This window comes from Pseudomonas sp. LBUM1661, from assembly GCF_059695925.1.
Genome location: NZ_CP166794.1, coordinates 6,759,394 through 6,785,994, shown reverse-complemented (window position 1 = coordinate 6,785,994; position 26,601 = coordinate 6,759,394). Strand labels below are relative to the sequence as shown.

Below are 26,601 nucleotides of genomic sequence, written 5' to 3'. Positions count from 1 at the left end.
ACCAATGTGGGAGCGAGCCTGCTCGCGATGGCGATAGATCCGTCTCGGCAAACCTTCGAGCCCTACATCTGCGTCGCCATCCCCTCCACATTCATCGCCGCCTGACGCAACGCCTCGGAGCGCGTCGGATGCGGATGACACGTCAGGGCAATGTCCTCGGCGGACGCGCTGAATTCCATGGCCACGCAATACTCGCCGATCATTTCACTGACGCTCGGGCCCACCAGGTGCACGCCGAGAATTTCATCGGTGCGTTCATCAGCCAGCACTTTGGCGAAGCCTTCAGTCTCGTGGTTGATCTTCGCCCGGCTGTTGGCGGTGAACGGAAACTTCCCGACCTTGTAGGCGCGACCTTCTGCCTTCAACTGCTCTTCGGTCTTGCCGACGCTGGCCAGCTCGGGTTTGGTGTAGATGACGTTGGGGATCAGGTCGTAATTGACCTCACCGGCCTTGCCGACAATCTGCTCGATGCAAGCCATCGCCTCGTCTTCGGCCTTGTGCGCAAGCATCGGTCCCGAGGTCACGTCACCGATCACCCAGACCCCGGCAGCCTCGGTGCGATGGCCCTTGTTGGCGAGCATGCCGCGCTTGTCCGTGGCGAGGCCGACGTTTTCCAGGCCAAGGCCTTGGGTGTAAGGCCGGCGTCCGATAGCGACCAACACGTAATCGGCTTCAATTAGCTCGGCGGTGCCACCGGCGGCGGGCTCAACGCTGAGCTGAACACCCGTCGCGGAGGTGCTGGCGCTGGTGACTTTTGAACTCAATTTGAAATTGATGCCCTGTTTCCCGAGAGAGCGTTGCAGGGTTTTGCCCGCCTCTGCATCCACGCCCGGGCAGATCCGGTCGAGGAATTCGATCACCGTCACCTGCGCGCCCAGTCGCCGCCACACCGAACCCAGCTCCAGGCCGATCACCCCGGCGCCGATCACCACCAGGTGCTTCGGCACTTCAGTCAGCGACAACGCGCCCGTGGAATCGAGGATGCGTTTGTTGTCGATGTCCACGCCCGGCAGGGGAGTGGGTTCGGAGCCGGTGGCGATGATGATGTCCTTGGCACTGAGTTCAGTCTTGCTGCCCTGGCTGTCGGTCACCGTGACTTTGCCGGGCCCGTCGATGTGGCCCCAGCCCTTGATCCAGTCGACTTTGTTTTTCCGAAACAGAAACTCGATGCCCTTGGTCAGCCCGCTAACGCTTTCATCCTTCTGCTTCATCATCTGGGCAAGGTTGAGGGTGGGTTTGACTTCGATCCCCAGGTTGGCGAATTCCGCGCCCATGGCGGCGTCGTAGAGTTCGGAGGCGTGTAACAACGCTTTTGACGGCATGCACCCAACGTTCAGGCAGGTGCCACCGAGGGTGGCGCGACCTTCTACACACGCCGCTTTCAGGCCCAATTGGCCGGCGCGGATCGCTGCGTTATAGCCGCCAGGGCCTCCGCCCAGAATCACGACGTCATAGGTGCTCATGCTTTTACTCCTGGATTGAACAAGGATCGGATGGGTAAACGTAGCCCGCGTTTAAAATTACGAACGTAATATGTGCGTTCGGAAGCATTTCGGTCAAGGCTTCAGGCAAGCGACAGGTTGAGCGTCTTTAGATAGAGCATTTAAGAACGGAAATTTCACGGCTTTCGTTATATCGTAACGATTCGCGCGATGAGCAACGATAAAACACTGGGGTGGTATGCAAGTCGATCTCGATGTCGATGGGACGCAAGTAGCCGGGCTGCCGCGTTTTCAGCAGGCGGTTTTTCAAGGGCGACGATTGCGCCAGTTCGCAATCGGCCTGGGCGCTCTCGCTGCGACCGGTGGGGTGCTGGCGTTTTTTGTCGGGCTGTTTGCGCCGCAGTCGCTGTGGCCGGCATTGCTGGTCAATCAGGGCGCCGGTTTGCTGGTGCTGGTTGCCGGCCTGCAATCAGCCTGGTGGATTACCCGATGGCGCGCACGGGCGATGAGCCCTTTGGCGCAAGTGGTTGTGGCGGACGAAGTGGTTGCTCCGGTGGGCTGGTATGAACGGCTGCTGGATCGGATTAGCCAGCGATGGCTGCGACTGCTGGTGCAAATCGGCGCACCGACCCTGTGGCTAGGTGGTTGGTCATTGTTGACATTGTTCAGCATCGAACAGGTCTGGAACCTCGCACTGCCGCCCACTGCGTTGGGATTTTCGGCCAGTGTCGGCGCGGCGCTGTCGTTGTTGCTGGCCTTCGGTTTGCTGGTGCTGGAGCGTCAACTGGCCCAGGAAAATGTCGCCCAATGGCCCGAAGCCGGGTCGCTGGCGCAGCTGACGCGAGTGGCGATTATTTGCCTGGTGCTGAGCGCTTTGTGCCTGTTGTTCGGCAGCGAAACCTCGGTCTGGCCGGTGCGTCTGGCGGTGCTGATCGGCTTGCTGCCGGGGCTGGTCGCCATCGAGTTGCTGTTGCGCGCCGCGCTGTCCTTGTTCAGTCCACAGCGTGAGCAACTTGAACCGGCGTTGCTGGCGCGAAGTTTTGTCGCCGACATGCTGCGCTGGCCGCCCCAACCTTTGTTGGCGTTGCAGCACGAACTGCACAACCGCTTCGGCATCGACCTGCGGCAGATCTGGGCCTTCACTTACATGCGTCGGGCGTTCGTGCCGGTGCTCGCGGTGGTGGCGATCGTGGGTTGGTCGCTCACCGGTATCCACGAAATACCGCTGCAAGGGCGTGGCATCTACGAGCGTTTCGGCAAACCGGTGGAAGTGTTCGGTCCCGGTTTGCATGCGGGTTTACCGTGGCCGTTGGGCCGAGTGCTGAGTGTCGAAAACGGTGTGGTTCACGAGCTGGCCACCAGTGTCGGCGAAACGGCGGCACCGTCCGTGGCCGAACCGGCTGAAGGTCCGGCGCCGACAATTGCCAATCGCTTGTGGGATGCCAGTCATGTGAATGACAAATCCCAAGTCATCGCCAGCAGCCGTGGCGACAAGCAGAGCTTCCAGATCGTCAACATGGACGTGCGTTTCGTCTACCGCATCGGCCTGAGCGATCAAGCGGCGTTGGCCGCGACGTACAACAGCGCCGACGTGCCAACCCTGATTCGCAGCACCGCGAGCCGGATTCTGGTGCATGACTTTGCTTCGCGGACCCTCGACGGTTTGCTTGGCGAGGACAGGGTAGGGCTGGCTGAAGAGATCGGTCGGGCCGTGCAAGCTGACCTGCAAAAACTCGACAGCGGCGTGGAAGTTCTCGCCACTGTGGTCGAGGCGATTCATCCACCGGCCGGTGCCGCCAACGCTTATCACGGCGTGCAGGCGGCACAAATCGGTGCCCAGGCATTGATTTCCCGTGAGCGTGGGGCGGCGGCGGAAGCGACCAATCAAGCTCAATTGCAGGCCAGCATGGCTCGCGATCAAGCGATCGCCAGCGCGCGTGAAATCAACGCCACCGCGCAAGCGGCGGACTTGAGATTCAGCGCCGAACAAAAGGCCTACGCCAGTGCCGGCCAGGCCTTTGTGCTGGAGCAGTATTTCAGCCAACTGTCCCAGGGCCTGGCCAACGCCAAGTTGCTGGTGCTCGATCATCGTCTGGGCGGCAGCAGCAACGCGCCGACCATCGACCTTCGCACGTTCACCCTGCCGGCTGACCCTGCGCCGTCAGGTAAACCCGCTCAGCCAGGAGCTGCCAATTGAGCCAGTCGCACACCCACGATCACGACGACCACACTGGCCACGATCACGGCCATGGCGGGCATCATCACGGGCATCACCATCACCACCATGGTGATCCACAAGAAGCTGGCCCGTTCCCGTGGCGGCGCATGGGCTGGGCGGCGTTGCTGGTCGCGTTCGCCATCGCAGCGGCGAGTCTGGTGCAAGTACGTTCGGGGGAAGCCACTGTGATCACGCGCTTCGGCAATCCGTCGCGCGTGCTGCTGGAACCGGGGCTGGGTTGGCGCTGGCCGGCGCCGTTCGAGGCCGCGATCCCGGTGGATTTGCGACTGCGCACCACATCCAGCGGTTTGCAGGATGTAGGGACGCGGGACGGTTTGCGCATCATCGTTCAGGCGTATGTGGCGTGGCAGGTACAGGGCGACCCGGACAACGTGCAGCGCTTCATGCGTGCCGTGCAAAATCAGCCGGACGAAGCGGCGCGGCAGATTCGCACCTTCGTCGGCTCGGCGCTGGAAACCACCGCCAGCAGTTTTGACCTGGCCAACCTGGTGAACACCGATGCCAATCAAGTGCATATCGCCGATTTCGAGGCGCAACTGCGTCAGCAAATTGATCGGCAGTTGCTGACCACTTACGGTGTGCGAGTGCTGCAAGTGGGGATCGAACGTCTAACCTTGCCTTCGGTAACCCTCACCGCGACGGTCGATCGTATGCGCGCCGAGCGTGAAACAATTGCCACGGAGCGCACGGCCATCGGTAAGCGTGAAGCCGCGCAAATCCGTTCCGCCGCCGAGCGTGATGCGCGGATCGTGCAAGCGGACGCGACGGTAAAAGCGGCTGACATTGAAGCGCAGTCTCGAGTCGAGGCGGCACAGATTTATGGCCGCGCTTACGCCGGCTCACCGCAGCTCTACAACTTGCTGCGTTCCCTGGACACCTTGGGCGCGATCGTCACGCCCGGCACGAAACTGATTTTGCGTACCGATGCCGCGCCGTTTCGGGTGTTGGTTGATGGTCCGCCGACGCTCGAAAACAAGTCCGGGTCGCAGCCATGAATGGGGTTCCACGTGGAACAAATGAGTTAAGCAGCCCTTGGATTCAGGCTGGGCGACTGGCGTTTCTTGCGCTTTATGCAGTGACGGTATTGGCTGCTTTGGCTTGGGCGTTTTCCAATGTGCGTCAAATCGATCCGCAGAATCGTGCGGTGGTTTTGCACTTTGGCGCGTTGGATCGTATTCAGAACGCCGGGTTGCTGTTGGCTTGGCCGCGTCCGTTTGAACAGGTGGTTTTGTTGCCCGCAGCGGATCGAGTGATCGAGCGTCGGGTGGACAATCTGCTGCGTTCGGATGCCGCGTTGCAGGCCGACCGAGTGGCGAGTTTCGCCACGCCAATCAGCGACGCACTCGCGGGCTCTGGCTATCTGTTGACCGGCGACGCGGGCGTGGTGCAACTCGATGTGCGGGTTTTCTACAAGGTGACCGAACCCTATGCCTTCGTTCTTCAGGGCGAGCACGTGTTGCCGGCGCTGGATCGGTTGGTCACCCGCAGCGCCGTGGCGCTGACTGCCGCGCGAGATCTGGACACCATTCTGGTCGCACGACCGGAGCTGATCGGCGCCGATAACAAGGCCGCCGAAAGACGCGAGCGCCTGCGCGGCGACCTGGTGCAAGGCATCAATCAACGCCTGGCCGAACTGACGTCGACCGGGCAGGGGCTCGGGATCGAAGTGGCGCGCGTGGACGTGCAATCGAGTTTGCCCGGCCCGGCGGTCAACGCCTTCAACGCCGTGCTGACGGCCAGCCAACAAGCCGACAAAGCCGTGGCCAACGCTCGCACCGAAGCCGAGAAACTCACTCAGACCGCTAACGAGCAAGCCGACCGCGCGCTGCAAGTGGCCCACGCTCAAGCGAGCGAACGCTTGGCCAAAGCCTCGGCCGACACGGCCACGGTGTTGAGCCTGGCGAAGGCGCAACAGCAGGGCACCGATCCGCAAATGCTGCTGCGCATTTACCGGGAACGGATGCCGAAGATTCTCGGTCAGGCCGGCTCGGTGACCACGGTCAACCCGAAAGACGATTCCCGCCTGATCATTCAGGGAGCTGCACAATGACCGCCCAAACTGCCGCCGCACCGAGCATGTTGTCCTCGGCTGAACAACGCAGCGCTGCACGCCAATTGACCTTGGCCATGCTCGCTCTGGGCCTTCTGGTGCTCGGCCTGATCTGGCGCTGGTGGTCGCCGGAGCAGACCGGTGTCAGCCAATTACTGCTCGGCTTTGCGTCTTTGCTGGTGGCCGTGCCGGTGATGCGTTCGGCCTGGTACAGCCTGCGTTATCCCAGCTTGCACGGGATCACCGATCAACTGATCGCCCTGGCCATGCTCGGAGCCTGGGCGACCGGCGATCTGCTGACGGCGGCGTTACTGCCGATCATCATGATCTTCGGCCATGTGCTGGAAGAGCGCAGCGTCATCGGTTCCCAGGAAGCGATTCATGCGCTGGGCAAACTGACGCGCAGTCACGCGCGCAAGGTTCAGGCGGACGGTTCCATCGTCGAAGTCGACAACGGCACACTCAAGGCCGGCGACCTCGTTGAAGTGCGCGCCGGTGATCGAGTGCCGGCGGACGGTCGGGTTTTGTCCGGCCAGGCCAGCCTGGACACCGCTTCGATTACCGGCGAGTCGGTGCCGATGGAGGCGGGCGTCGGCATGTCTGTATTTGGCGGTGCGATCAACCTCGACGGTTTGTTGCGCATTGAAGTGACCCGCACAGGCCATGAATCGACCTTGGGTAAAGTCATTGCCCTGATGCAAAGCGCTGAGCGTTCCAAACCACCCATAACGCGCTTACTGGAACGCTACGCCGGCAGCTACATGGTGCTGGTCTTGTTGCTGGCGGCAGTGACCTGGTTTGTCACCAATGATGCGCAGGCGATGCTCGCGGTATTGGTGGCGGCCTGTCCTTGTGCGTTGGTGTTGTCGGCGCCGGCCACGGCCATTGCCGGCGTGGCGGTGGCGGCACGTCACGGGATTTTGATTCGCAGTTCGGCGTTTCTGGAAGAGTTGGCGGACCTGACTTCGCTGGTGGTCGACAAGACCGGAACCCTGACCTTCGGCACGTTGCGCCTGCAGTCCATCGACAGTCCTCTAGAGGACCGCACTCGCGTTCTCAAACTGGCCGCCAGCCTCGGCTCTGCCAGCAGTCACCCGGTCAGCCGCGCACTCGCCGGGTTGGTTACGCAGGAACATTTTCTGCTGCTCTCGGACATTCACGAGCGCCAGGGTTTGGGCGTGGTGGCGATGACCGAGCAAGGCGAAGCAGCGCTCGGCCGGCCGGAGCTGTTCACCCAATTAGGCATCGCCACTTCCACCATTCCCGAGCACGACGGCCCGATTGCCGGGCTGGCACTCAACGGTGAATTTCTTGCGTGGCTGTTGCTGGCCGACACCGTTAAACCCGAAGCGCGTTTTGCACTGAGCGAGTTGCGTGAACTCGGATTGGGGCGTCAGTTGTTGCTCACCGGAGATCGGCAAAGCGTCGCCCACACACTGGCGCGTGATGTCGGGATCAGCGATGTTGAAGCGCAAGCGTTGCCCGAGGACAAACTCAATCGCGTGTTGAAAGAAATCGGTAATGGTTTCAGGCCTATGGTGGTAGGCGACGGTATTAACGATTCGCTGGCGCTCAAAGCGGGTGTGGTCGGCGTTGCCATGGGCGCGGGCGGGGCGGACATCGCGTTGGCCTCGGCCGATATCGTGCTGATCGGCAGCGATCTGCGACGGCTCGGTACCTGTGTGCGCTTGAGCCGCCAGTGCCGGCATACGTTGCAGGTCAATGTGATCATCGGTCTGGGCTGGACGCTGGCAATCGTCGCGTTCGCAGCCTTCGGCTGGCTCGGTGCGGCAGGGGCGATGATTGCGGCGTTGCTGCATAACCTGAGCACATTGCTGGTGCTGGGTAACGCCGGACGCCTACTGCGTTTTCAGGAGCCGCTACTCAAACTCAAGGACGACGTTGAGTAATCCAGTCGAATGCTCTAATTCGCGTGATCGGGGGCGAATTCAACTTTTTAGAACTGAACGCCGAATTTGTAGTCATCTAGGGTGAGGACCATCACTTTATGGGCTCACGACGGCTGGTTGGAGCGCCGCGAGTTATAGAAATCGGCTATTAAATCGATAGCCAGCTATATTTCTAAAGATGGTCTACCCTCACATCAGACGTCTGAAACAAGGGGGACTATCCATGCTCGCGCAACTTCCACCGGCCTTACAGAATCTGCAATTACCGCTTCGCTTGCGACTCTGGGACGGCCATGAATTCAATCTGGGGCCGACGCCCAGCGTCACAATTGTGGTCAAGGACCCACAAATGGTCACCCAGTTCACTCATCCAAGCCTGGACGCGCTAGGGGCAGCGTTTGTCGAGGGCAAACTGGAGCTCGAAGGTTCCATCAGCGATGTGATCCGCGTGTGCGATGAATGGACTCAGGCGTTATTGGACGAGGACGAAGGCAGTCAGCCGGTTCGTACCGTCCATGACAAGGAAACCGACGCGAAGGCGATTTCCTACCACTACGACCTTTCCAATGCGTTTTATCAACTGTGGCTCGACAGCGACATGGCGTATTCCTGCGCCTATTTCGAGACCGGCAGCGAAACACTGGAGCAAGCCCAACAAGCCAAATTCCGCCACCTGTGCCGCAAATTGCGTCTGCAACCTGGCGAATATCTGTTGGATGTCGGTTGCGGCTGGGGTGGGCTGGCGCGCTACGCCGCCCGTGAATTCGGCGCGAAAGTGTTCGGGATAACCCTGAGTAAAGAACAACTGGCCCTGGCCCGTGAGCGAGTGACCGAGGAAGGCCTCGACGATCTGGTTGAACTGCAACTGCTCGACTACCGCGATCTGCCCCAGGACGGGCGCTTCGACAAGGTGGTGAGCGTCGGCATGTTCGAGCACGTCGGCCACGCCAACCTGGCGGAGTACTGCAAGACCCTGTTCGGCGCGGTGAAAGAGGGCGGCCTGGTGATGAACCACGGGATCACCGCCAAGCACACCGATGGCCGGCCGGTGGGACGTGGTGCCGGTGACTTTATCGAGAAGTACGTGTTCCCCAATGGCGAGCTGCCGCACCTGTCGATGATCTCTGCCGAGATCAGCGAAGCAGGCCTGGAGATCGTCGATGTCGAAAGTCTGCGCCTGCACTACGCGCGTACCCTGGACCACTGGAGCGAGCGCCTGGAAGACAATCTGGAAGCCGCCTCCCGGCAGGTACCGGAGCAGGCATTGCGGATCTGGCGGCTGTACCTGGCAGGATGCGCTTATGCGTTTGCCAAGGGCTGGATCAACCTGCACCAGATCCTCGCGGTGAAAGCCCATCCCGATGGCAGCCATGAACTGCCATGGACCCGCGACGACATCTACAACCCTTAAAGAATCGGTGAAATAAGCCGGGCGATCCGCATCCCGACCTGTTGCAGGCGGTGGGTCTCCCGGCTTTCTTCTTTGGCGATTTCGTGGGCTTGGGCAAAGTCATCGTTGAGCATCTGTTCCACTTCGCCGGCAAACGCGCTGTCGACAGTCAGCAACATCACTTCGAAATTAAGCCGGAACGAACGGTTGTCCAGATTGGCGCTGCCGATGGCGCTGATTTCGCTGTCGATCAACACCACTTTCTGATGCAGAAACCCGGGCTCGTAGCGGAACACTCGCACACCGGCGCGTACCGCTTCGAAGGCGTACAGGCTGGACGCCGCGTAGACAATGCGATGATCGGGCCGTGAAGGCAGCAGCAATCGCACATCCACCCCGCGCAGTACCGCCAGCCGCAACGCCGCAAATACCGCTTCGTCGGGGATGAAATAAGGGCTGGTGATCCACACCCGTTCTGTCGCCGCATGGATAGCTTCAACAAAGAATAACGAACAGGTTTCATAGGAATCTGCCGGGCCGCTCGCCAGTAATTGGCAGAGCACGCCGTCGTCCGGGTACACGTCCGGCAAGATCAACGGGGGCAGTGTACGTGCAGCCCAGAACCAGTCTTCGGCAAAGGATTCCTGCATGCAGGCCACCACCGGTCCTCGCACTTGCACATGGGTATCGCGCCATGGCGCCAGCGGAGGTTTTTCGCCCATGTATTCGTCACCGACGTTGTGCCCGCCAACGAAACCCAACACACCGTCCACCACCACAATCTTGCGGTGGTTGCGGAAGTTCACCTGAAAGCGATTGAGCCAGCCGCTGCGCGTCGCGAAGGCTTTGACCGCTACGCCGGCATCGCGCAACGGTTGTACATAACTGTGGGGCAGGGAGTGGCTGCCGATGCGGTCGTACAATAAATAAACCGCCACGCCTTCGGCGGCTTTCTTCAGCAATAGAGTTTGCAGGCGTTGGCCAAGGCGGTCGTCGTGAATGATGAAGAACTGAATCAGTACGGCTTCTTTCGCGTTGCTGATGGCTTCAAAAATCACCTCGAAAGTGGCTTGGCCGTTGATCAGCAAACGCACTTCGTTGTTCGCCAGGCACGGCATGCGTCCGAGTTTCGGCATGGCTCTCAAGGAGGCGTAAGCGTTGGAGGCGCGGGCAGTCAGCGCTTCCTCTACCCACGGGCGCCAGTTCAGTTCGGAGATGGCCTTGCGCATTTCTTCGTTGGCTGTGCGTCGGGCCTTGATGTAACCATCGAACGTGCTGCGGCCGAACACCAGATAGGGGATGAGCGTGAGGTAGGGGATGAACAACAACGACAGGGCCCAGGCGATCGAGCCCTGAGCGGTCCGAACGGTCAACACGGCATGAACGGCGGCAATCATGCCTAACGAGTGCAGCAGTGCGATCAGATAACCGAAAACATGCGGTCCAAAATAATCCATGGGGCAGCCTTGCTCCTGAAGATTCAATGCTTAACAGACCATGTTCCGTGCAAAATGTCGCTATTTAATTGGCCCATGAACCGAAGCCCGTGGCTGACGTCTAACGGCCACTACTGATCAGGAGTTACTCGATGAACGTTCGTCTGCTGGGTTTGGCCGTGGCTTTTGGTTTGGCACTTCCTGTGGCCGCTCAGGCACAGATGCTGCAGCCAGGTTTGTGGGAATTGACCTCAAGCAACATGAAGGTCGATGACCAGAACATGCCGGATCTGCAATTGATCCTCGGCCAGCTAAAGAACCAGATGACGCCTGAACAGCGCGCGCAGCTGGAGAAGCAGGGCATCACTATGGGCGGCAAGGGGATTCGTGCGTGCCTGACGCCGGAACAGGTGAAGTCCGACAACATCCCGCTGACCGACCCGCAATCAGGCTGCAAACAGGAAATCACCGAGCGCACTGGCAACCAGTGGAAATTCCGTTTCAGCTGTCCGAAAGCGCAAGGTGCGGGCGTCGCCACTTTCCTCAGCGATCGTGAGTTCACCACCAAGGTCAACGGTACCTTCAACGCCACCGGCATCCAGCAGAAGGGTAGCCTTGATACTCGCGCTGTGTGGCTGGGGCAGGATTGCGGCACCGTTAAACCAAGAGCCTAAAAGCATCACAAGCAAGCCCGCTCCCACGCCGATCACATGTGGAAGCGGTCTTGCTCGCGAAGGCGTCCTGACAAATACCTGATGCCAGGCTGACTCCACGCTTACGGATCAAGGCTTGCTTAACGCCTCGTAAAGGGTGTTGAGGTTGTACTCGAACAGCCCGATAAAGGTGCTGGCCGGACCGCTGGTTGCAAGCGCGTCGGAGTACAACGTACCGCCAATGTGCGCGCCGCTTTCGTCGGCAATCTGCTTGAGCAAACGGGCGTCCTTGATGTTTTCCATGAACACCGCTTTGACCTTGGCCTGGCGTATCTGGGTGATCAGCGCCGCGACTTCAGCAGCCGAAGGTTCGCGTTCGGTGGAAAGCCCCTGGGGGGCCATGAAGTCAATGCCGTAGGCCTGGCCGAGATAGCCGAAGGCGTCATGGGACGTCACGATCTTGCGATTACCCGGTGGCAACGAACCGAGCTTGGCCTTGGCTTCGGCGAGCAGGGCGTAGATCTGTTTCAGGTAGGCCTGGCTGTTGCGTTCGTAGTCGCCTTTGTTCGTCGGGTCGGCGGCGATCAGCGCCTTGGTGATGTTGCCGATGTACAATTCGGCGTTGGCCAGGTTGTGCCAGGCGTGCGGGTCGGGAACGGTTTCTCCGTCCTCATCGAGGGCGCGTGGAATGACGCCGCGGCTTGCGCTGATCACCGGTGCTTTGGTCTCGGTGCTGGTCACCAATCGATCGAGCCATGGCTCAAAACCCAAGCCGTTCTTGATGATGAGCCTGGCCTTGAGCAAGGTTTTGGCATCGTCCGGAGTCGGTTCGTAGGTGTGGGCATCGGCATCCGGCCCGACCATGTTGGTGATCTGGATATGGTCGCCGCCGACCTGCCGGGTCATGTCGGCGAGGATGCTGAAGCTGGTGACCACTTGGAGTTTCTCTGCGGCAGACAATGACATCGACAGCATCAAACTGAACAGCACGAGTAAAGCGCGCATCGGGTAACACCTCATGGGGATGTGAGCAAAGGCGGGCGGCGCAACAAACCATGTACCGGCCCGAACACCACGGACAGCGCATACGAACCGCCAGCCACTAGCACGATGGCGGGGCCGCTGGGCAGCGAGTAGTAGAACGACAGCAGCAAACCGAACCACACCGAGAGGCAGCCGAGCGCAGCAGCGATGGCCATCAACACCGGCAAACGACGACTCCAGAAGCGAGAGGCGGCCGCCGGCAACATCATCAAGCCGACCACCATCAACGCGCCGATGGCTTGGAAACCGATCACCAGGTTCAGGACTACCAAGGTCAGGAATACGCCGTGCGCCAAAGGGCCGAGACGGCTGACGGTTTGCAGGAAGAGCGGGTCGAGGGTGTCCAGCAACAGCGGTCTGTAGATGAGTGCCATGGCGATCAGGCTGAACCCCGAGACCCAGAGCATGCCCGTCAGCGTCGGACCGTCGACGGCCAGCGCCGAGCCGAAGAGCAGATGAAGCAGGTCAAGACGTTTGCCGGCGATGCCCAGGATCAGCACGCCACTGGCCAGGGAAATCGGGTAGATCGCGGCGAGGCTGGCGTCTTCTCGAAGGCCAGTTCGACGGGTGATCCATGCGGCAAGTCCGGCCATGCTGAGGCCGGCACCCAGACCGCCGAGCGTCAGCGCGGGCAGGCTCAATCCGGCGAACCAGAAACCCAACGCGGCGCCGGGCAAGATGCCGTGAGCCACGGCATCGCCGATCAGACTCATGCGTCGCAGGATCAGAAACACGCCCAGTGGTGCCGTGCTGCACGCCAGGACCAATCCGCCAAGCAGTGCTCGGCGCATGAATACGAACTCGTGGAAAGGTTGCCAAAGCTGCGCGGCGGCGATCATCAGGCCACCCGCGTTTGCGGTTGTTGATGGATCAGATCGACGCTCGCCCCGAGCGTGCAGCCGCTGCTTTTGATCAGCAGGGTTTTTGGAATATGTTGGCGAACGGCAGCCAGGTCATGGCACACAATCACCAGGGTTCGGGCTTCGGCATGCCAGGCGTGGATGTGTTTCCACAACAAAGCCTGACCGAGTTCGTCGAGGGCGGCGTGGGGTTCGTCGAGCAGCAGCAACGGTGCTTCAGCAAGGCTCAAACGGGCGAGCAGGGCGCGTTGCAATTCTCCGCCAGAGAGCGCCATCAGTGGGCGATGTTCCAAGCCGTTCAGACACCAGTTTTCCAGGACTGCAGTGATGCGTTGACGGCGTACCTCTGGCGAGTGCTTGCTGCCCCAGAAACCGGCGGCCACCAATTCCTGGAGGCTGATCGGAAATTGCCGGTCGAGGTGTTGCTGCTGGGGCAAGAACGAGAGACCGCCCTTGCGTGGAACGTCCAGTATGACGCTTCCCGACAATGGCTTTTGCAGGCCGGCGATGACTTTCAACAGGCTGCTTTTACCGGAGCCGTTAGCGCCGATGACAGCCGTCAGGCTTCCTTCAGGGAGATCGAAATCCACGGCAGGTGTCAGCGGCTGGCCCGGCGCCCCCCAGCGCAATGCCTGGCAACGGATCATACGGCCTCCCAATTCCAGCGACTTTCGGCGACGGCGTCATGAGCGTGGAGGCTCTCGGCGTGGATGACTTTTAGGTGAAATGCGCTGATGCCAGGGGAGCGTTTCAGGGCGAGGTTCAAGCGTCGCGCGGCGTCTTCGCAGAACATCAGATTCTGCCCGTTGGCCAGTGCGAAGGCTTGCTCGTCGGCGCGTTTTACCGCGGTTTGAACGGCGGTGCCGAGGGCTGCTTCAGCGTCGTTGATGATCGCGATCAGCGGCAGGTCATCCAGATAATCGTCCAAGCGAACGCTTAATTTCGCGGTGCTGCGTTGGCTGTGCGGCGTCGCGACGATGCCTTTTGGCGATCCGAGCCAAGCTAAAACATCGGCGTGTTGCAGTGGCTGGTTGGCGAAGTCATCGATGAATTGCTGCTGAATCAGTTGCCGTGAGAGCGCGGCTGAACATGGGCACGTTGAGGAATAAGCGATGTCGATTTTTAGTTCCACGTGGAACATTGCGTTTTTCAGACGTGCTTCGATGCTCACTGGATAGGTCTTCCAGCCGGCCAACGGACTGATCAGTGCAGGTCTTTTAAGCAGTAAATCGACGTGAATTTTTAAGTAGGCACTGTGGGAGAGGCCGTCATGGGACTCGAGGAAATTTTGCAAAACACACCGCAACAGGGCGGGTGTCAGGTTTTCCTGTTCAAGCCTCTCCAGCGCCAGATAGAGCCGCGACATATGAATACCGCGCGCTTCTCCATCGTCGAGGCTAACGCCCGCATCGGCCTTGGCACTCAGACGTTGGCCATCGAATAAAACAGGAAGAGCAATGCCGCACATGCCCACCCACTCCAGTGGCAGGGCTTGGCGTGAGGCCTGCGCGGCGATATCCGGCAGAGTCAGCGCATTCATGAGCAGGTCCATCGTGGGAATTGATTTTACATGTTATGTTATTACATTAAAATCAACCATGCCTTTTTCATGAACGGTCTTTCATCAAGCCCGGCCCTCTGATCGGGCATCCCTTGTGAGGAACACCTGATGCCCAATCGTCTCCCCGTGACCGTCCTGTCGGGATTTCTCGGCGCCGGTAAAAGCACGCTACTCAACTATGTACTGCGCAATCGCGACAACCTGCGAGTCGCGGTAATCGTCAACGATATGAGCGAAATCAACATTGATGGCAGCGAGGTCCAGCGCGATGTCAGTTTGAATCGTGCCGAAGAAAAACTCGTGGAAATGAGCAACGGCTGTATCTGCTGCACCTTGCGCGAAGACTTGCTGGAAGAGGTCAGCAAGCTCGCCAGGGACGGTCGTTTTGATTACTTGTTGATCGAATCCACCGGCATTTCCGAACCGCTGCCTGTCGCGGAAACCTTTACCTTCCGCGACGAAGACGGGCAGAGCCTGGCGGACATAGCCCGGCTCGATACCATGGTCACTGTCGTCGACGGCATGAACTTCCTGCTCGACTACCAGGCCGCCGAGGGTCTCGCCTCCCGAGGTGAAACATTGGGCGAGGATGATGAGCGCTCGATCACTGACCTGCTGATCGAGCAAGTCGAATTTGCCGACGTGATCCTGGTCAGCAAGATCGACTTGATCAGCAGCAGTGAACGCCAGGAGCTGATTGCAATCCTCAAGCGGCTCAATGCCCAGGCGGAAATCATCCCGATGGTCATGGGCGAAATCCCTCTGGAAAAGATCCTCAATACCGGCCGTTTCGACTTCGACAAAGCCGCTCAGGCACCGGGATGGTTGCAGGAATTACGTGGCGAGCATGTAGCGGAAACCGATGCATACGGCATCGCCTCCACCGCTTACCGAGCACGCCGCCCGTTTCACCCGCAGCGCTTTTTCAGCTTCATCGACCGCCCGTGGGTGAACGGCAAACTGCTGCGCTCCAAAGGGTTTTTCTGGCTGGCGAGCAAGCACATGGATGCCGGTAGCTGGTCTCAGGCCGGCGGCTTGATGCGCCACGGATTCGCCGGGCGCTGGTGGCGTTTCGTGCCGAAAACACAGTGGCCGCAGGACGAGGAAAGCACCACCGGGATCATGGAAAACTGGACGGCCACGACCGGTGATTGCCGTCAGGAACTGGTGTTCATCGGGCAAAACATCGACTTTGCCCAACTCACCGCCGAACTCGACGATTGCCTGCTGACCGATGCTGAAATGGCGTTGGGTGTCGAGAGCTGGCGACTGCTGCCGGACCCGTTCGGCCCTTGGCATGAAGAGGCCGCCTGATGCTCATATTGAACCCTGTGAGAGCGGGCTTGCCCGCGAAGGCGTCCTTTCGAACAACACATCAACACCACGGCTCAACCCCCGAGGCGCTGGCCAAAATCCTCGAAGACGACATAAACCTGGCCGTCTGGAACCGCCAACTTCCGGTACACATCGCCGATTTCGGCAGCTTGCTGCTGTCCCTCAACGAACCATTGGCCGAAGCGCTGTCGCTGGACATGCGAAGCGACGAAGCCGAACCCAATCTCCAGGGATTGGCCTCAGGCTTCAGCGATCTTGAAGGCTACGAAGGCTTCATCGCCGACGTTTCCTGGCTAGTCAGCGCCTTCGCCTGCCTGCTGGGCGCCAAGCGCATAGGCCTGCGCCTGCGGGCTCTGGACAAGGCCATGTGCCCGCGCTTCCACGTCGATCACGTGCCGGTGCGCTTGATCACCACGTACGCCGGAATCGGCAGTCAGTGGCTGAAGGAGGGAGCCATGGCGCGTCGACAACTGGGCAAACCAGATGCCGAACCCCAGGACGATTCGCTGATCCAGCAGATCGCCAGCGGCGATGTAGCGCTGCTCAAGGGTGAGAAATGGCACGGCAACGAAGGGTTTGGCCTGATCCATCGCTCACCACACCTCGCGCCGGGTGAGCGCCGTTTAATCCTGACCCTCGACTGGCTCAGCTAGGCTCAAGGCTTGAGCCAGGTGCCCTGGCTCTGCGCTTCACAAAACGGCTTCAAATACGCCGCATCGGTGGCCACACCGTAATAGTGAATATCCTGACGGTAAGGCATATTGGCGACTTGGGCGTTGCTGCATACGCCGAACGCACCGCTTGGGCATTGGTCGACGTACTGCACCTCGACTTTCTGCCCTGGAAGGTTTGGCTGGCAAAAGCCGTCGGTGAAGAGTTTTTCCGGGATGTTGCGGTTCTGCTGGCAGACTTTTACGTCGATTCGCGCCCCCGTACTATGTACTACACACGCCTGTGCCAACGCTTCGCCGGAGCAGAGCGCCAAGAGCAACGGCAATCCCATCAACCGCATCCTTTACCTCCTCAGAAATCATCGACCATGTTGCAGAACATTCCCACTCACGTCATTGCTGGCCCATTGGGCTCCGGCAAGACCAGCCTGATCAAGAACTTGCTGATGCAGCGGCCGGTCGGCGAGCGCTGGGCGGTGCTGATCAACGAATTCGGCCAGATCGGCCTCGACGCTGCGCTGCTGACCCAGGACGCCGATGGTATCGCACTGGGTGAAGTGGCCGGAGGCTGCTTGTGCTGCGTCAACGGTGCGCCGTTTCAGATCGGCCTCGGACGGTTGCTGCGCAAAGCGCGGCCGGATCGGCTGTTCATCGAGCCTTCGGGGTTGGGACATCCGGCACAGTTGCTGAAACAGTTGAATGAAGCACCTTGGGTAGGCGTACTGGCAGTACAGCCCTGCGTATTAGTGCTGGATGCCCAAGCCCTCGCTGTCGGCAAAGCGCTGCCCGATTCGCAACAGGAAGCGTTGAGTAGCGCGGGTTTGTTGCTGCTGAACAAGGCGGAAGGTCTCGACGACAATGATCGACAGCGAATCGCCGCGCGGTTGCCTGCTTGTCCTCTGTTTTGGACGCAGCAGGCGCGGTTGCCGTTGAGCGAGTTACCGGGTCTTGGCGTTCAGGCAGTGGCGGGTGTGGATAACTTTATTGCGCCTAAGGGGGTGGCGCAGATGCCGGCCGTCTGGACTGATCCTGCACTGCCGATTTGCTTGAGCCAGGAGCAGGAGGGAGGCTGGAGCATTGGCTGGCGTTGGCATCCGAGCCAGACATTCGATACCGCGCTGATTGGGCGGTGGCTTGAAGGTCTTGCATGGCGGCGGGCGAAGCTGGTTATCCACAGCGCCGAGGGTTGGGTTTCGGCTAATGCGGTGGATAACTCGGAGTTGAGTTGGCAGGCGAGTGAGTGGCGGCGGGATTCGCGGGTTGAGCTGATCTTTAGTGAGCCGCAGGATGTTGAATTACTGCAGAAAGGCTTGGCGGGTTGCCGGAATTAAGAGAATTAGTGAGTTATCGTGTGGTTTTTGAGGGCCTTTTCGCGGGCAAGCCCGCGAAGGGTTCTAACTGGCTGACATCAACCTTACGGCCGCCACTTGGTATGTTCCTGCCGCCACTGGCTCAACTCGATCACCTCGGCGCGAGGCTTGGCCACGTCGACCACCGGCGGAGTGTCGTCGTGTGGCATTGGGTAGGGCGCCAGCTCGATTTGCGCACTGTGGGCGCCGAACTGGGTGATGGTGCCGGTGTGACGGGTTTCGCCGGTCACGGTAAATTCAAAGTTATACACACGGGCCAGGCGTCGCCGGCCACTGGCATCTTTGATAAACGCGATTTTTTTCAGCGCCACGTTGCCATCCAGCAACTCGATGCCAAGCTTGCTGCAATGCTGCTTGACCCGCTCCAGCGCGCGTTCGCGCAAGCCGTGGTTGTGCCATAGCCACGCGCCGCCCGTGGCGAACAGCATCAGCACGAAGATATTTCCGAGGGTCAGCATCAACAGGTTGCTCCAACAAGATAGTGTCAGCTTAACTGCGTCGCCGGTCTGTCGTACAGGCTGCGTTTAGTCGCATACTGCGCGGCTCGAATTTCAATCGTTTTACGGAAAACTCACCGCATGAAACGTACGCCCCATCTGCTCGCCATCCAGTCCCACGTGGTGTTCGGCCACGCCGGCAACAGCGCCGCGGTTTTCCCGATGCAGCGGGTCGGGGTGAATGTCTGGCCGCTCAACACCGTGCAGTTCTCCAACCACACCCAATACGGGCAGTGGGCCGGTGAGGTGCTGGCCCCGCACCAGATTCCCGAGCTGGTCGAAGGCATCGCTGCGATCGGCGAGCTGGGCAACTGCGATGCGGTACTGTCCGGTTACCTCGGCAGCGCAGCGCAGGGACGGGCAATTCTGTCGGGCGTGGCGCGGATCAAGTCGATGAATCCCAAAGCGCTCTATCTGTGTGACCCGGTGATGGGCCATCCGGAAAAAGGTTGCAGCGTGCCAGCGGAAGTCAGCGATTTCCTGTTGCAGGAAGCGGCTGCCGTGGCGGACTTCATGTGCCCGAACCAGTTGGAACTGGACAGCTTTTCCGGGCGCAAGCCGCAATCGCTGTTCGACTGCCTGGCCATGGCGCGAGCGCTGCTGGCGCGCGGTCCGAAGGCGGTGCTGGTCAAGCATCTGGACTATCCCGGCAAACCGTCGGACGTCTTCGAGATGTTGCTGGTGACGGCCGAGGAAAGCTGGCATTTGCGCCGTCCGCTGTTGGCGTTTCCGCGTCAGCCGGTGGGTGTCGGCGACCTGACCTCCGGACTGTTTCTGGCGCGTGTGCTGTTGGGCGACAGCTTGGTGGCAGCATTCGAGTTCGCCGCGTCGGCGGTGCATGAAGTGCTGCTGGAAACCCAGGCATGTTCCAGCTATGAGCTGGAACTGGTGCGGGCTCAGGACCGGATTGCCCATCCGCGGGTGCGGTTCGAGGCGACAGCGATCAGCCTCTGAGTCCCGGGTTGTACCCATTCGCGAGCAAGCCCGCTCCCACACTGGATCTCCTGTGAACACAAAATATGTGTACGACAGAGGCCTAATGTGGGAGCGGGCTTGCTCGCGAAGTCTATCTAACGAACGACATCAAGCTTACTGAACAGCTCAGGCGTCGCCCTTGATTTCCTGATAGCGCTTTTCCAGTTCCTGACGAATCTGCCGACGCTGCTGGGCCTGCATGAAACGGCGCTTGTCTTCGCTGTTCTGCGGTTGCAGGGGCGGTACGGCGGCGGGTTTGCGGCTGTCATCCACCGCGACCATGGTGAAGAAGCAGCTGTTGGTGTGGCGCACCGAGCGCTCGCGAATGTTCTCGGTCACCACCTTGATGCCCACCTCCATGGAGGTGTTGCCGGTGTAGTTGACCGAGGCCAGGAAGGTCACCAGTTCGCCGACATGAATCGGCTCGCGAAAAATCACCTGATCCACCGACAGGGTCACCACGTAGCGGCCGGCATAACGGCTGGCACAGGCATAGGCCACTTCGTCGAGGTACTTGAGCAGGGTACCGCCGTGGACATTGCCAGAGAAGTTGGCCATGTCGGGGGTCATCAATACCGTCATAGACAGCTGGGCATTTCCGGGTTCCATAGCATTCTCACGGTTCAAGGCAGGGTTTCGGGTACGCACCTCTGCGGATGCCTGGTCGGTTTTTTCAAACCACAGTTATCGGGACGCCGGGCGGGTGGTCGCCGTCACGCCGGATCGATCTGTTTCCATATATTGCACCGCCTTTCTGCCGGAAGTCGCGGTGTTACCCTTCAAAAGCCCACCTCAAGGTCAATTCCTACGCGGAAAGCGGATTTTTTACTTTGCTCGATCAGACCTTTCCCGCGTCTGCCACCTGAGCAATGTCACCCAAGGAGCCCACACCATGCATGCCATCAGTTTTATTCAGGATCTGGCGGTGATCATGTTGGTTGCGGGTGTGGTGACCGTGCTGTTTCATCGCTTCAAACAACCCGTGGTGCTGGGGTACATCGTCGCCGGCTTCATTATCGGCCCGCACACGCCGCCGTTCGGCCTGATTCACGACGAAGAAACCATCAAGACCCTCGCCGAACTCGGGGTGATTTTCCTGATGTTTTGCCTGGGCCTGGAATTCAGCTTGCGCAAACTGTTCAAGGTCGGCGCTACGGCGTTTATCGCGGCGTTCCTGGAAATCGTGCTGATGATCTGGATCGGCTACGAAATCGGCCGCTGGTTCGACTGGAACACCATGGACTCGCTGTTCCTCGGCGCGATCCTGGCGATTTCCTCGACCACCATCATCGTCAAGGCGCTCAACGACCTGAAGATGAAAAACGAGCGCTTTGCCCAGCTGATCTTCGGCGTGTTGATCGTCGAGGACATCCTCGGCATTGGCATCATCGCCTTGCTGTCGAGCATCGCAGTCAGTGGCACGGTGAGTTCCGGCGAAGTGTTTTCCACGGTCGGCAAGCTCTCGCTGTTCATGATCGTTGCACTGGTCATTGGCATTCTATTGGTGCCACGCCTGCTGGCCTACGTGGCCAAATTCGAAAGCAACGAGATGCTGCTGATCACCGTGTTGGGCCTGTGTTTTGGCTTCTGCCTGCTGGTGGTCAAACTTGAATACAGCATGGTCCTTGGCGCCTTCTTGATTGGCGCGATCATGGCCGAGTCCCGGCAATTGCTGAAGATCGAGCGATTGATCGAGCCGGTTCGCGACCTGTTCAGTGCGATCTTCTTCGTCGCTATCGGGCTGATGCTTGATCCGATGATCCTGCTGCAATACGCCTGGCCGATCGCGGTGATCACTGTGGCGGTAGTACTCGGCAAGATGTTTTCCTGCGGGCTCGGCGCCTTTATCGCTGGCAATGACGGACGCACTTCGCTGCGAGTCGGGATGGGTCTGTCGCAGATTGGTGAATTCTCTTTCATCATTGCGGCGCTGGGCATGACGCTGCAGGTCACCAGCAACTTCCTCTATCCGGTGGCCGTGGCCGTTTCCGTGATCACCACGCTGCTGACGCCCTATCTGATCCGCGCCGCTGACCCACTATCGATCAAACTGGCAGCGGTGATGCCGCAGCGGTTGGGGCGTGTGTTGGGCATGTACGGCGAATGGCTACGCAGCATCCAGCCGCAGGGCGAGGGCGCGCTGCTGGCGTCGATGATCCGGCGGATTTTGTTGCAAGTCGGGGTCAATCTGGCGCTGGTGATTGCGATTTTCTTTTCGGGCGCGTACTTCGCCGAGCGCATGTCCACGTACTTGCAGGGCTGGATCAGCGACCCGAGCTGGCAGAAAGCGTTGATCTGGGGTGGGGCGTTGCTGTTGTCGCTGCCGTTCCTGATCGCCGCCTATCGCAAGCTCAAGGCGCTGTCGATGCTGTTGGCGGAGATGGGCGTGAAGCCGGAGATGGCCGGCCGTCACACACAGCGAGTGCGCCGGGTGATCGCTGAAGTGATCCCGATTCTCTCGTTGTTGGTGATTTTCCTGCTGTTGGCAGCCTTGTCGGCCAGTATTCTGCCGACCAACAAGTTGCTGGTGCTGATCGTCGTGGTCGCGGCCGCCGTGGCAGCGCTGCTTTGGCGCTGGTTCATCCGTGTGCACACGCGGATGCAGGTGGCCTTGCTGGAAACCCTGGACAACCACAAGGATGCGTCCGGTCACTGACATAACACCTGTAGCAGCCTTCGGCAGCTGCTACAAAGTCGGGGATACGATAAATCAGCTTTCCAGCCAGACGTCCCGCGCCCAGTGCCATACCGATTCCCAGGTTTCTTCGGCAATCAGTTCTTCTTCGGCCAGCCACAGCACCACAGTGCCATCCTCTTCTACCAGGTAGTAGTTATCACCGTCCTGGCAGATCGGAATCATGCTGCGATCAACCCCGGCATCCCAGGCGTTGGCGGCAACTTCTGGCAGGTAGGTGTGAGATTGCGGGTCGGTGACGGTCACTGGTTCGAGGCTGCCGTAGACCACGTCGCTGACGGTCAGCAAAAATTCTCTGAAGACAAACGGGATGTCGATGAACAGCTGTTCTTCGATTTCCACCAGTTGATCTTCGTCAGGCAACTCCAAGGGGACCGGTACCGGTTCGTTGGCTTCACGCAGTTGTTCGATGATTTCTTCCACGTCCGGGATCCTCTTGCTTGATGGCGCGGTTTAGTTGGGGCGGTTTATACAGTAGCTCGCTATAGATGCAACCGCGAAATAGAAAACCCCGGCCGAGGCCGGGGTTTTTATTACAAGGTAACTTAGCGCAGAGGGGATCAGCCGTTCTGGCGGATACCGGCGACCAGCCAAGGCTGGTTTTCGCCTTGTGGGCGTTCCATGTTCCAGCTTTCGCTGAACACTTCGCCCTGATCGAAACGCGAGGTCTTCGACACGCCGCTGAAGGTCAGGGTGGCGATGGTCTTGTCGGCGCGATCATCCACACCGTCCAGTTGTACATTGAGGTTATCAATGTAGGTGGACTGGAAACCTTCGCCCAGGTCGGCACGTTCGCGCTTGAGGAACTCCAGAAGCTGTGGGGTCACGAACTCGGAGATTTTGTCCATTTCGTTGGCATCCCAGTGCTGCTGCAGGGACTGGAAGTGGTTGCGGGCCGCTTCAATGAAGTTCTTTTCATTGAACCAGGCCGGCGCATTGATCACCGGACGAGCGGCAGCCGGGGCTGCAGAACCACCGAAGATCGAACCCATGCCTGCTGGCTTCTGCTCGAACACTTCACGCTGCATCGGCGCGCCGGCTGGAGCCAGGTGCTCCTGCTGCTTGCGACGACGAGCGGCGATGAAACGGAAGACCAGGAAGGCGATGACCGCCATGATCAGGATGTCGAAGATCTGCATACCCTCGAAGCCGCCGCCCATGAACATGGAGGCCAACAGGCCACCGGCCGCGATACCGGCCAGAGGGCCGAGCCAGCGCGAAGCACCGCCGGCTTTTGCAGCAGTGCCAGCGGCACCGGCCGCACCCGCAGTGGCAGCAGCGCCGCCTGCGGCAGAAGAAGGAGCCATTTGGCTGGTCTGGTGAGTCGGCGCAGCGCCGGAGCTCTTGCCGCCACCAAAGCGCTTGGCGTTGGCGTCGAGGCTCATCGTCAGGCCGATGCACAACGCCATGGCGATGCTAAGAAAACGTTTCATAAAGGGAATTCCCATTTGTGGAAGGCACGCGCGCCATGTTGCACAGCTGAAGTGTTACTGGCTAGCGGCAGAGTGTTTCGGGCTTTTGCCTGACAGGTTGCGTTCAGCTTCAGTCAGCGCCAAAAGGCCTGTTAACTTTGGTCTGTAGGATGAATGAATAAGTTCTGTAGGAGGGCTGCCTAGCGGCGCAGCGCCAGCAGGACCACGCCGGCTGTGATCAGGCCGATTCCGCCCCATTGGCGCAGGTCGAGCCGTTCTCCCAGCAGGATCACGCCCAGTACCGCCACAAGCACCACGCTGAGCTTGTCGACTGGGGCGACAATCGAGGCCGGGCCAAGTTTCAGCGCCCGGAAATAGCAAATCCACGATGCACCGGTGGCAAGACCCGACAGCAGCAGGAATAAATAGCTCTTGGCGGAGATAGATCCTAATGACTGATATTGGCCCGTCGCGTACAAAATCAAGGCCAGGCTGACCAAAACCACCACGGTGCGCAGCAGGGTGGCAAAGTCGGAATTGACGTTTTCGATGCCGACTTTGGCAAAGATCGCGGTCATCGCGGCGAAAACCGCCGACATCAGGGCCCAGAATGTCCAGGAAGCAAAGAAGCCTGAGCCCATGATTTTTCCTTTGGTCAGCGCTTAACCCTGTGGGAGCGGGCTTTAGATCGCTTCCAGCTTCGCGTAGCCGAGCATCAGCCACTTGCTGCCTTCGCTGAAATTCACCTGCACCCGAGCCTGGGCCCCGGCGCCTTCGAAGTTCAGGATCACGCCGTCGCCGAACACCGAATGCCGCACGGCCTGGCCGAGGCTGAACCCGGTGTCCGGAATCTCGCTGCCGCCAAACAGGCTGCTGGAACTCTGCTGCTGGCCACCGCCGAACGGACGACTGACGCTGTTGGACAGCCGCACTTCCTGGATCAAGCCTTTCGGCACTTCCCGTACGAAACGCGACACCTTGTTGTAGGTTTCGCTGCCGTACAGGCGTCGGGTTTCAGCATAGGTCATCACCAGGTTTTGCATGGCGCGGGTGATGCCGACGTAGGCCAGGCGACGCTCTTCCTCGAGCCGGCCAGGTTCTTCCAGGCTCATCTTGTGCGGAAACAGGCCTTCTTCCATACCCACCAGGAACACGTACGGGAACTCCAGGCCCTTGGCGCTGTGCAGGGTCATCAGCTGAATGCTGTCTTCGTGCTCGTCGGCCTGAGTGTCCCCGGCCTCCAGCGACGCATGACCGAGGAAGGCTGCCAGCGGCGTCAGGTCTTCGTCTTCTTCAGCGTTTTCGAAGTTGCGCGCGGCGCTGACCAGTTCCTCAAGGTTTTCTACCCGGGCCTGGCCTTTCTCACCTTTTTCCGCTTCGTGGTAGGCGATCAGCCCGGACTGCTCGATGACGGTCTGGGTCATCAGGTGCAGCGGCATGTCCATGCACTTGGCGGCGAGGTTCTCGATCAACTCGATAAACGCCCCGAGCGCGCCGGCGGCACGGCCCGTCAGGCCTTTATTGGCCACCAGTTGACGCATCGCTTCCCACATCGACACATCGCTGTGGCGCGCGTGGTCGCGAATCGCTTCGACGGTTTTTTCACCGATGCCCCGGGCTGGAACGTTGATCACCCGCTCCAGCGCCGCATCATTGCCACGGCCTTCCAACAAACGCAGGTAGGCCATGGCGTTCTTGATTTCCGCCCGCTCGAAGAAGCGCTGGCCGCCATAGATGCGATACGGAATGCGCTCGCGCAACAAGGCTTCTTCCAGAACGCGCGATTGGGCGTTGGAGCGGTACAAAATCGCGATATCGCTGCGAGCCAAGCCCGTTTTCAGCGCGCTTTCGATGGTTTCGACAACATAACGCGCTTCATCGTGTTCATTGAACGCGGCGTACAGGTTGATCGCTTCGCCTTCGCCACCCTCGGTCCACAGCTCTTTGCCCATGCGCCCGGTGTTATTGGCGATCAAGGCGTTGGCGGCCTTGAGGATCCCGGCGGTGGAGCGATAGTTCTGCTCCAGGCGAATGGTTTCGGCGTCCGGGAAGTCGTCGGAGTACTGATAGATGTTTTCGATTTTCGCGCCACGCCAGCCGTAGATCGACTGATCGTCGTCGCCCACCACCATCAGGCTGTCGCCGCCCTTGGCCAGCAAACGCAACCAGGCGTACTGCACGGCGTTAGTGTCCTGGAACTCGTCCACCAGAATGTGCCGGAAGCGCTTTTGATAGTGCGCCAGCAGGCCCGGGTGATCGCGCCACAGGTCGAGCGCGCGCAACAGCAGCTCGGAGAAGTCGATGACGCCGGCGCGCAGGCACGCCGCCTCGTAGGCTTCATAGATGTTGCGCATGGTCGCCAGGAACAGGTCGCCGCTGGCTTGAATGTGTTTTGGACGCAGACCTTCGTCTTTCTGCCCATTAATGAACCATTGGGCCTGACGGGCCGGCCAGCGTTGCTCATCCAGGCCCAGCTCGCGGATCACCCGCTTGACCAGCCGTTGCTGGTCGTCACTGTCGAGAATCTGGAAGGTCTGGCTCAGGCCGGCTTCCTGCCAGTGCGCCCGCAGCAAGCGGTGCGCCAAGCCGTGGAAGGTGCCGACCCACATGCCGGCCGGGTTGATACCCATCAGCTGCTCGATGCGATGACGCATCTCCGCAGCGGCCTTGTTGGTGAAGGTCACCGACAGGATGGAGTGGGGCGAGGCGTTTTCGACCTGGATCAACCAGGCGATACGGTGCACCAGCACTCGGGTTTTACCGGAACCAGCACCGGCCAGGACCAACTGACGACCCACGGAGGCAGCTACGGCCTGGCGTTGGGCATCGTTGAGGGAGTTCAGCAGAAGGGAGAGATCATCGCGCATCGGGGCATTCTAGGGGGCGGCGCCACACCGGGCAAACCCCGCATCGCTTTAGCCGATGAAAGATAGTTGGAGGACGACCGGTCGGTCACTGGCTGCAAGCGTTGGCGGGCCTCACTTGGCTGCTTTTACACGGGCTGGGGTAGTCAAGACTTTCGTCTACTTTATGACTTGGGGCAGTTTGGTCCGGGCACTGG

The 26,601-nt window shown here is 60.0% G+C and carries 24 protein-coding genes; 11 read left to right on the top strand and 13 right to left on the bottom strand.

The features are described from left to right. Positions 1–62: 62 nt before the first annotated feature. Complete coding sequence (gene lpdA, locus ACA057_RS31210) at positions 63–1,463, bottom strand: dihydrolipoyl dehydrogenase (protein WP_497344921.1); 1,401 nt, start codon at positions 1,461–1,463, stop codon at positions 63–65. A gap of 217 nt (positions 1,464–1,680) precedes the next feature. On the opposite strand from lpdA, the gene hflK (ACA057_RS31205) reads away from it, so the two are divergent. From hflK (ACA057_RS31205) to cfaB, 5 genes are all read left to right on the top strand, one after another. Next, complete coding sequence (gene hflK, locus ACA057_RS31205; RefSeq protein ID WP_497344919.1) at positions 1,681–3,639, top strand: protease modulator HflK; 1,959 nt, start codon at positions 1,681–1,683, stop codon at positions 3,637–3,639. Then, positions 3,636–4,676, top strand: coding sequence for a protease modulator HflC (gene hflC / locus ACA057_RS31200; protein WP_497344917.1), 1,041 nt, complete (start codon positions 3,636–3,638; stop codon positions 4,674–4,676). Before hflK (ACA057_RS31205) ends, hflC begins: the two co-directional genes overlap by 4 nt. Continuing rightward, entirely contained in the window at positions 4,673–5,731 is a 1,059-nt protein-coding gene (hflK, locus tag ACA057_RS31195) for a protease modulator HflK (RefSeq protein WP_497344915.1), read from the top strand. Before hflC ends, hflK (ACA057_RS31195) begins: the two co-directional genes overlap by 4 nt. Beyond that, a complete protein-coding gene (locus ACA057_RS31190; RefSeq protein WP_497344913.1) occupies positions 5,728–7,641 on the top strand; it encodes a cation-translocating P-type ATPase in 1,914 nt (637 codons plus the stop codon). The genes hflK (ACA057_RS31195) and ACA057_RS31190 overlap by 4 nt, the downstream gene beginning before the upstream one ends. A 223-nt stretch (positions 7,642–7,864) precedes the next feature. Continuing rightward, positions 7,865–9,052, top strand: a complete 1,188-nt coding sequence (cfaB, locus tag ACA057_RS31185) for a C17 cyclopropane fatty acid synthase CfaB (RefSeq protein ID WP_497344911.1) — start codon at positions 7,865–7,867, stop codon at positions 9,050–9,052. Here cfaB and cls read toward each other — a convergent pair. Continuing rightward, on the bottom strand, positions 9,049–10,488 hold the full coding sequence (gene cls / locus ACA057_RS31180; RefSeq protein WP_497344909.1) for a cardiolipin synthase: 1,440 nt from the start codon (positions 10,486–10,488) through the stop codon (positions 9,049–9,051). The two genes, cfaB and cls, sit on opposite strands and share 4 nt — an antisense overlap. Before the next feature lie 131 nt (positions 10,489–10,619). Between cls and ACA057_RS31175 the strand changes: the two genes are divergently transcribed. Further along, entirely contained in the window at positions 10,620–11,141 is a 522-nt protein-coding gene (locus ACA057_RS31175) for a DUF3617 domain-containing protein (protein ID WP_497344907.1), read from the top strand. Between the two features lie 108 nt (positions 11,142–11,249). Here ACA057_RS31175 and ACA057_RS31170 read toward each other — a convergent pair whose 3' ends face one another. The 4 genes from ACA057_RS31170 to folE2 are packed head-to-tail and all read right to left on the bottom strand — an operon-like array spanning position 11,250 to position 14,564. Further along, positions 11,250–12,125, bottom strand: a complete 876-nt coding sequence (locus tag ACA057_RS31170; RefSeq protein WP_497344905.1) for a metal ABC transporter substrate-binding protein — start codon at positions 12,123–12,125, stop codon at positions 11,250–11,252. Positions 12,126–12,136: 11 nt separating this feature from the next. Next, positions 12,137–13,003 carry a metal ABC transporter permease gene (locus ACA057_RS31165; RefSeq protein WP_497344903.1) on the bottom strand — a complete coding sequence of 289 codons (867 nt, stop codon included), beginning with the start codon at positions 13,001–13,003 and terminating at the stop codon, positions 12,137–12,139. Then, positions 13,003–13,671, bottom strand: coding sequence for a metal ABC transporter ATP-binding protein (locus ACA057_RS31160; protein WP_497344901.1), 669 nt, complete (start codon positions 13,669–13,671; stop codon positions 13,003–13,005). The genes ACA057_RS31165 and ACA057_RS31160 overlap by 1 nt, the downstream gene beginning before the upstream one ends. Further along, positions 13,668–14,564: a GTP cyclohydrolase FolE2 gene (gene folE2 / locus ACA057_RS31155; RefSeq protein ID WP_497344899.1), complete on the bottom strand. Its 897-nt coding sequence runs from the start codon at positions 14,562–14,564 to the stop codon at positions 13,668–13,670. The genes ACA057_RS31160 and folE2 overlap by 4 nt, the downstream gene beginning before the upstream one ends. Before the next feature lie 129 nt (positions 14,565–14,693). Here folE2 and zigA point away from each other — a divergent pair, with 129 nt between their 5' ends. Both zigA and ACA057_RS31145 read left to right on the top strand, forming a co-directional pair. Next, the gene (zigA, locus tag ACA057_RS31150) at positions 14,694–15,899 is read left to right on the top strand and encodes a zinc metallochaperone GTPase ZigA (protein WP_497344897.1); all 1,206 of its coding nucleotides are present in this window, start codon (positions 14,694–14,696) and stop codon (positions 15,897–15,899) included. Continuing rightward, positions 15,899–16,573: a DUF1826 domain-containing protein gene (locus ACA057_RS31145; protein WP_497344895.1), complete on the top strand. Its 675-nt coding sequence runs from the start codon at positions 15,899–15,901 to the stop codon at positions 16,571–16,573. Before zigA ends, ACA057_RS31145 begins: the two co-directional genes overlap by 1 nt. A gap of 2 nt (positions 16,574–16,575) precedes the next feature. Here ACA057_RS31145 and ACA057_RS31140 read toward each other — a convergent pair whose 3' ends face one another. Continuing rightward, entirely contained in the window at positions 16,576–16,932 is a 357-nt protein-coding gene (locus ACA057_RS31140; protein ID WP_497344893.1) for an NADH:ubiquinone oxidoreductase, read from the bottom strand. A gap of 27 nt (positions 16,933–16,959) precedes the next feature. Here ACA057_RS31140 and ACA057_RS31135 point away from each other — a divergent pair, with 27 nt between their 5' ends. Further along, entirely contained in the window at positions 16,960–17,922 is a 963-nt protein-coding gene (locus tag ACA057_RS31135) for a CobW family GTP-binding protein (protein WP_497344891.1), read from the top strand. An 83-nt stretch (positions 17,923–18,005) separates the two neighbouring features. Here the strand turns inward: ACA057_RS31135 and ACA057_RS31130 are convergent, their stop codons facing one another. Next, complete coding sequence (locus tag ACA057_RS31130) at positions 18,006–18,419, bottom strand: DUF3301 domain-containing protein (protein WP_497344889.1); 414 nt, start codon at positions 18,417–18,419, stop codon at positions 18,006–18,008. A 120-nt stretch (positions 18,420–18,539) separates the two neighbouring features. On the opposite strand from ACA057_RS31130, the gene pdxY reads away from it, so the two are divergent. Next, on the top strand, positions 18,540–19,412 hold the full coding sequence (gene pdxY, locus ACA057_RS31125) for a pyridoxal kinase PdxY (protein ID WP_497344887.1): 873 nt from the start codon (positions 18,540–18,542) through the stop codon (positions 19,410–19,412). 147 nt (positions 19,413–19,559) lie between these two features. Here pdxY and ACA057_RS31120 read toward each other — a convergent pair whose 3' ends face one another. Next, positions 19,560–20,042, bottom strand: a complete 483-nt coding sequence (locus tag ACA057_RS31120) for an acyl-CoA thioesterase (RefSeq protein ID WP_497344885.1) — start codon at positions 20,040–20,042, stop codon at positions 19,560–19,562. A gap of 283 nt (positions 20,043–20,325) precedes the next feature. Between ACA057_RS31120 and ACA057_RS31115 the strand changes: the two genes are divergently transcribed. Next, complete coding sequence (locus ACA057_RS31115; protein ID WP_497344883.1) at positions 20,326–22,089, top strand: cation:proton antiporter; 1,764 nt, start codon at positions 20,326–20,328, stop codon at positions 22,087–22,089. 54 nt (positions 22,090–22,143) lie between these two features. Here ACA057_RS31115 and ACA057_RS31110 read toward each other — a convergent pair whose 3' ends face one another. The 4 genes from ACA057_RS31110 to uvrD all read right to left on the bottom strand — a co-directional run bounded on the left by ACA057_RS31110 (position 22,144) and on the right by uvrD (position 26,407). Continuing rightward, positions 22,144–22,551, bottom strand: coding sequence for an SMI1/KNR4 family protein (locus tag ACA057_RS31110; RefSeq protein ID WP_497344881.1), 408 nt, complete (start codon positions 22,549–22,551; stop codon positions 22,144–22,146). A gap of 137 nt (positions 22,552–22,688) precedes the next feature. Next, complete coding sequence (locus ACA057_RS31105) at positions 22,689–23,561, bottom strand: Tim44 domain-containing protein (RefSeq protein WP_497344879.1); 873 nt, start codon at positions 23,559–23,561, stop codon at positions 22,689–22,691. Positions 23,562–23,740: 179 nt separating this feature from the next. After that, positions 23,741–24,181, bottom strand: coding sequence for an EamA family transporter (locus ACA057_RS31100; protein ID WP_497344877.1), 441 nt, complete (start codon positions 24,179–24,181; stop codon positions 23,741–23,743). Positions 24,182–24,223: 42 nt separating this feature from the next. Further along, positions 24,224–26,407, bottom strand: coding sequence for a DNA helicase II (uvrD, locus tag ACA057_RS31095; RefSeq protein ID WP_497344875.1), 2,184 nt, complete (start codon positions 26,405–26,407; stop codon positions 24,224–24,226). Positions 26,408–26,601 lie beyond the last annotated feature (194 nt).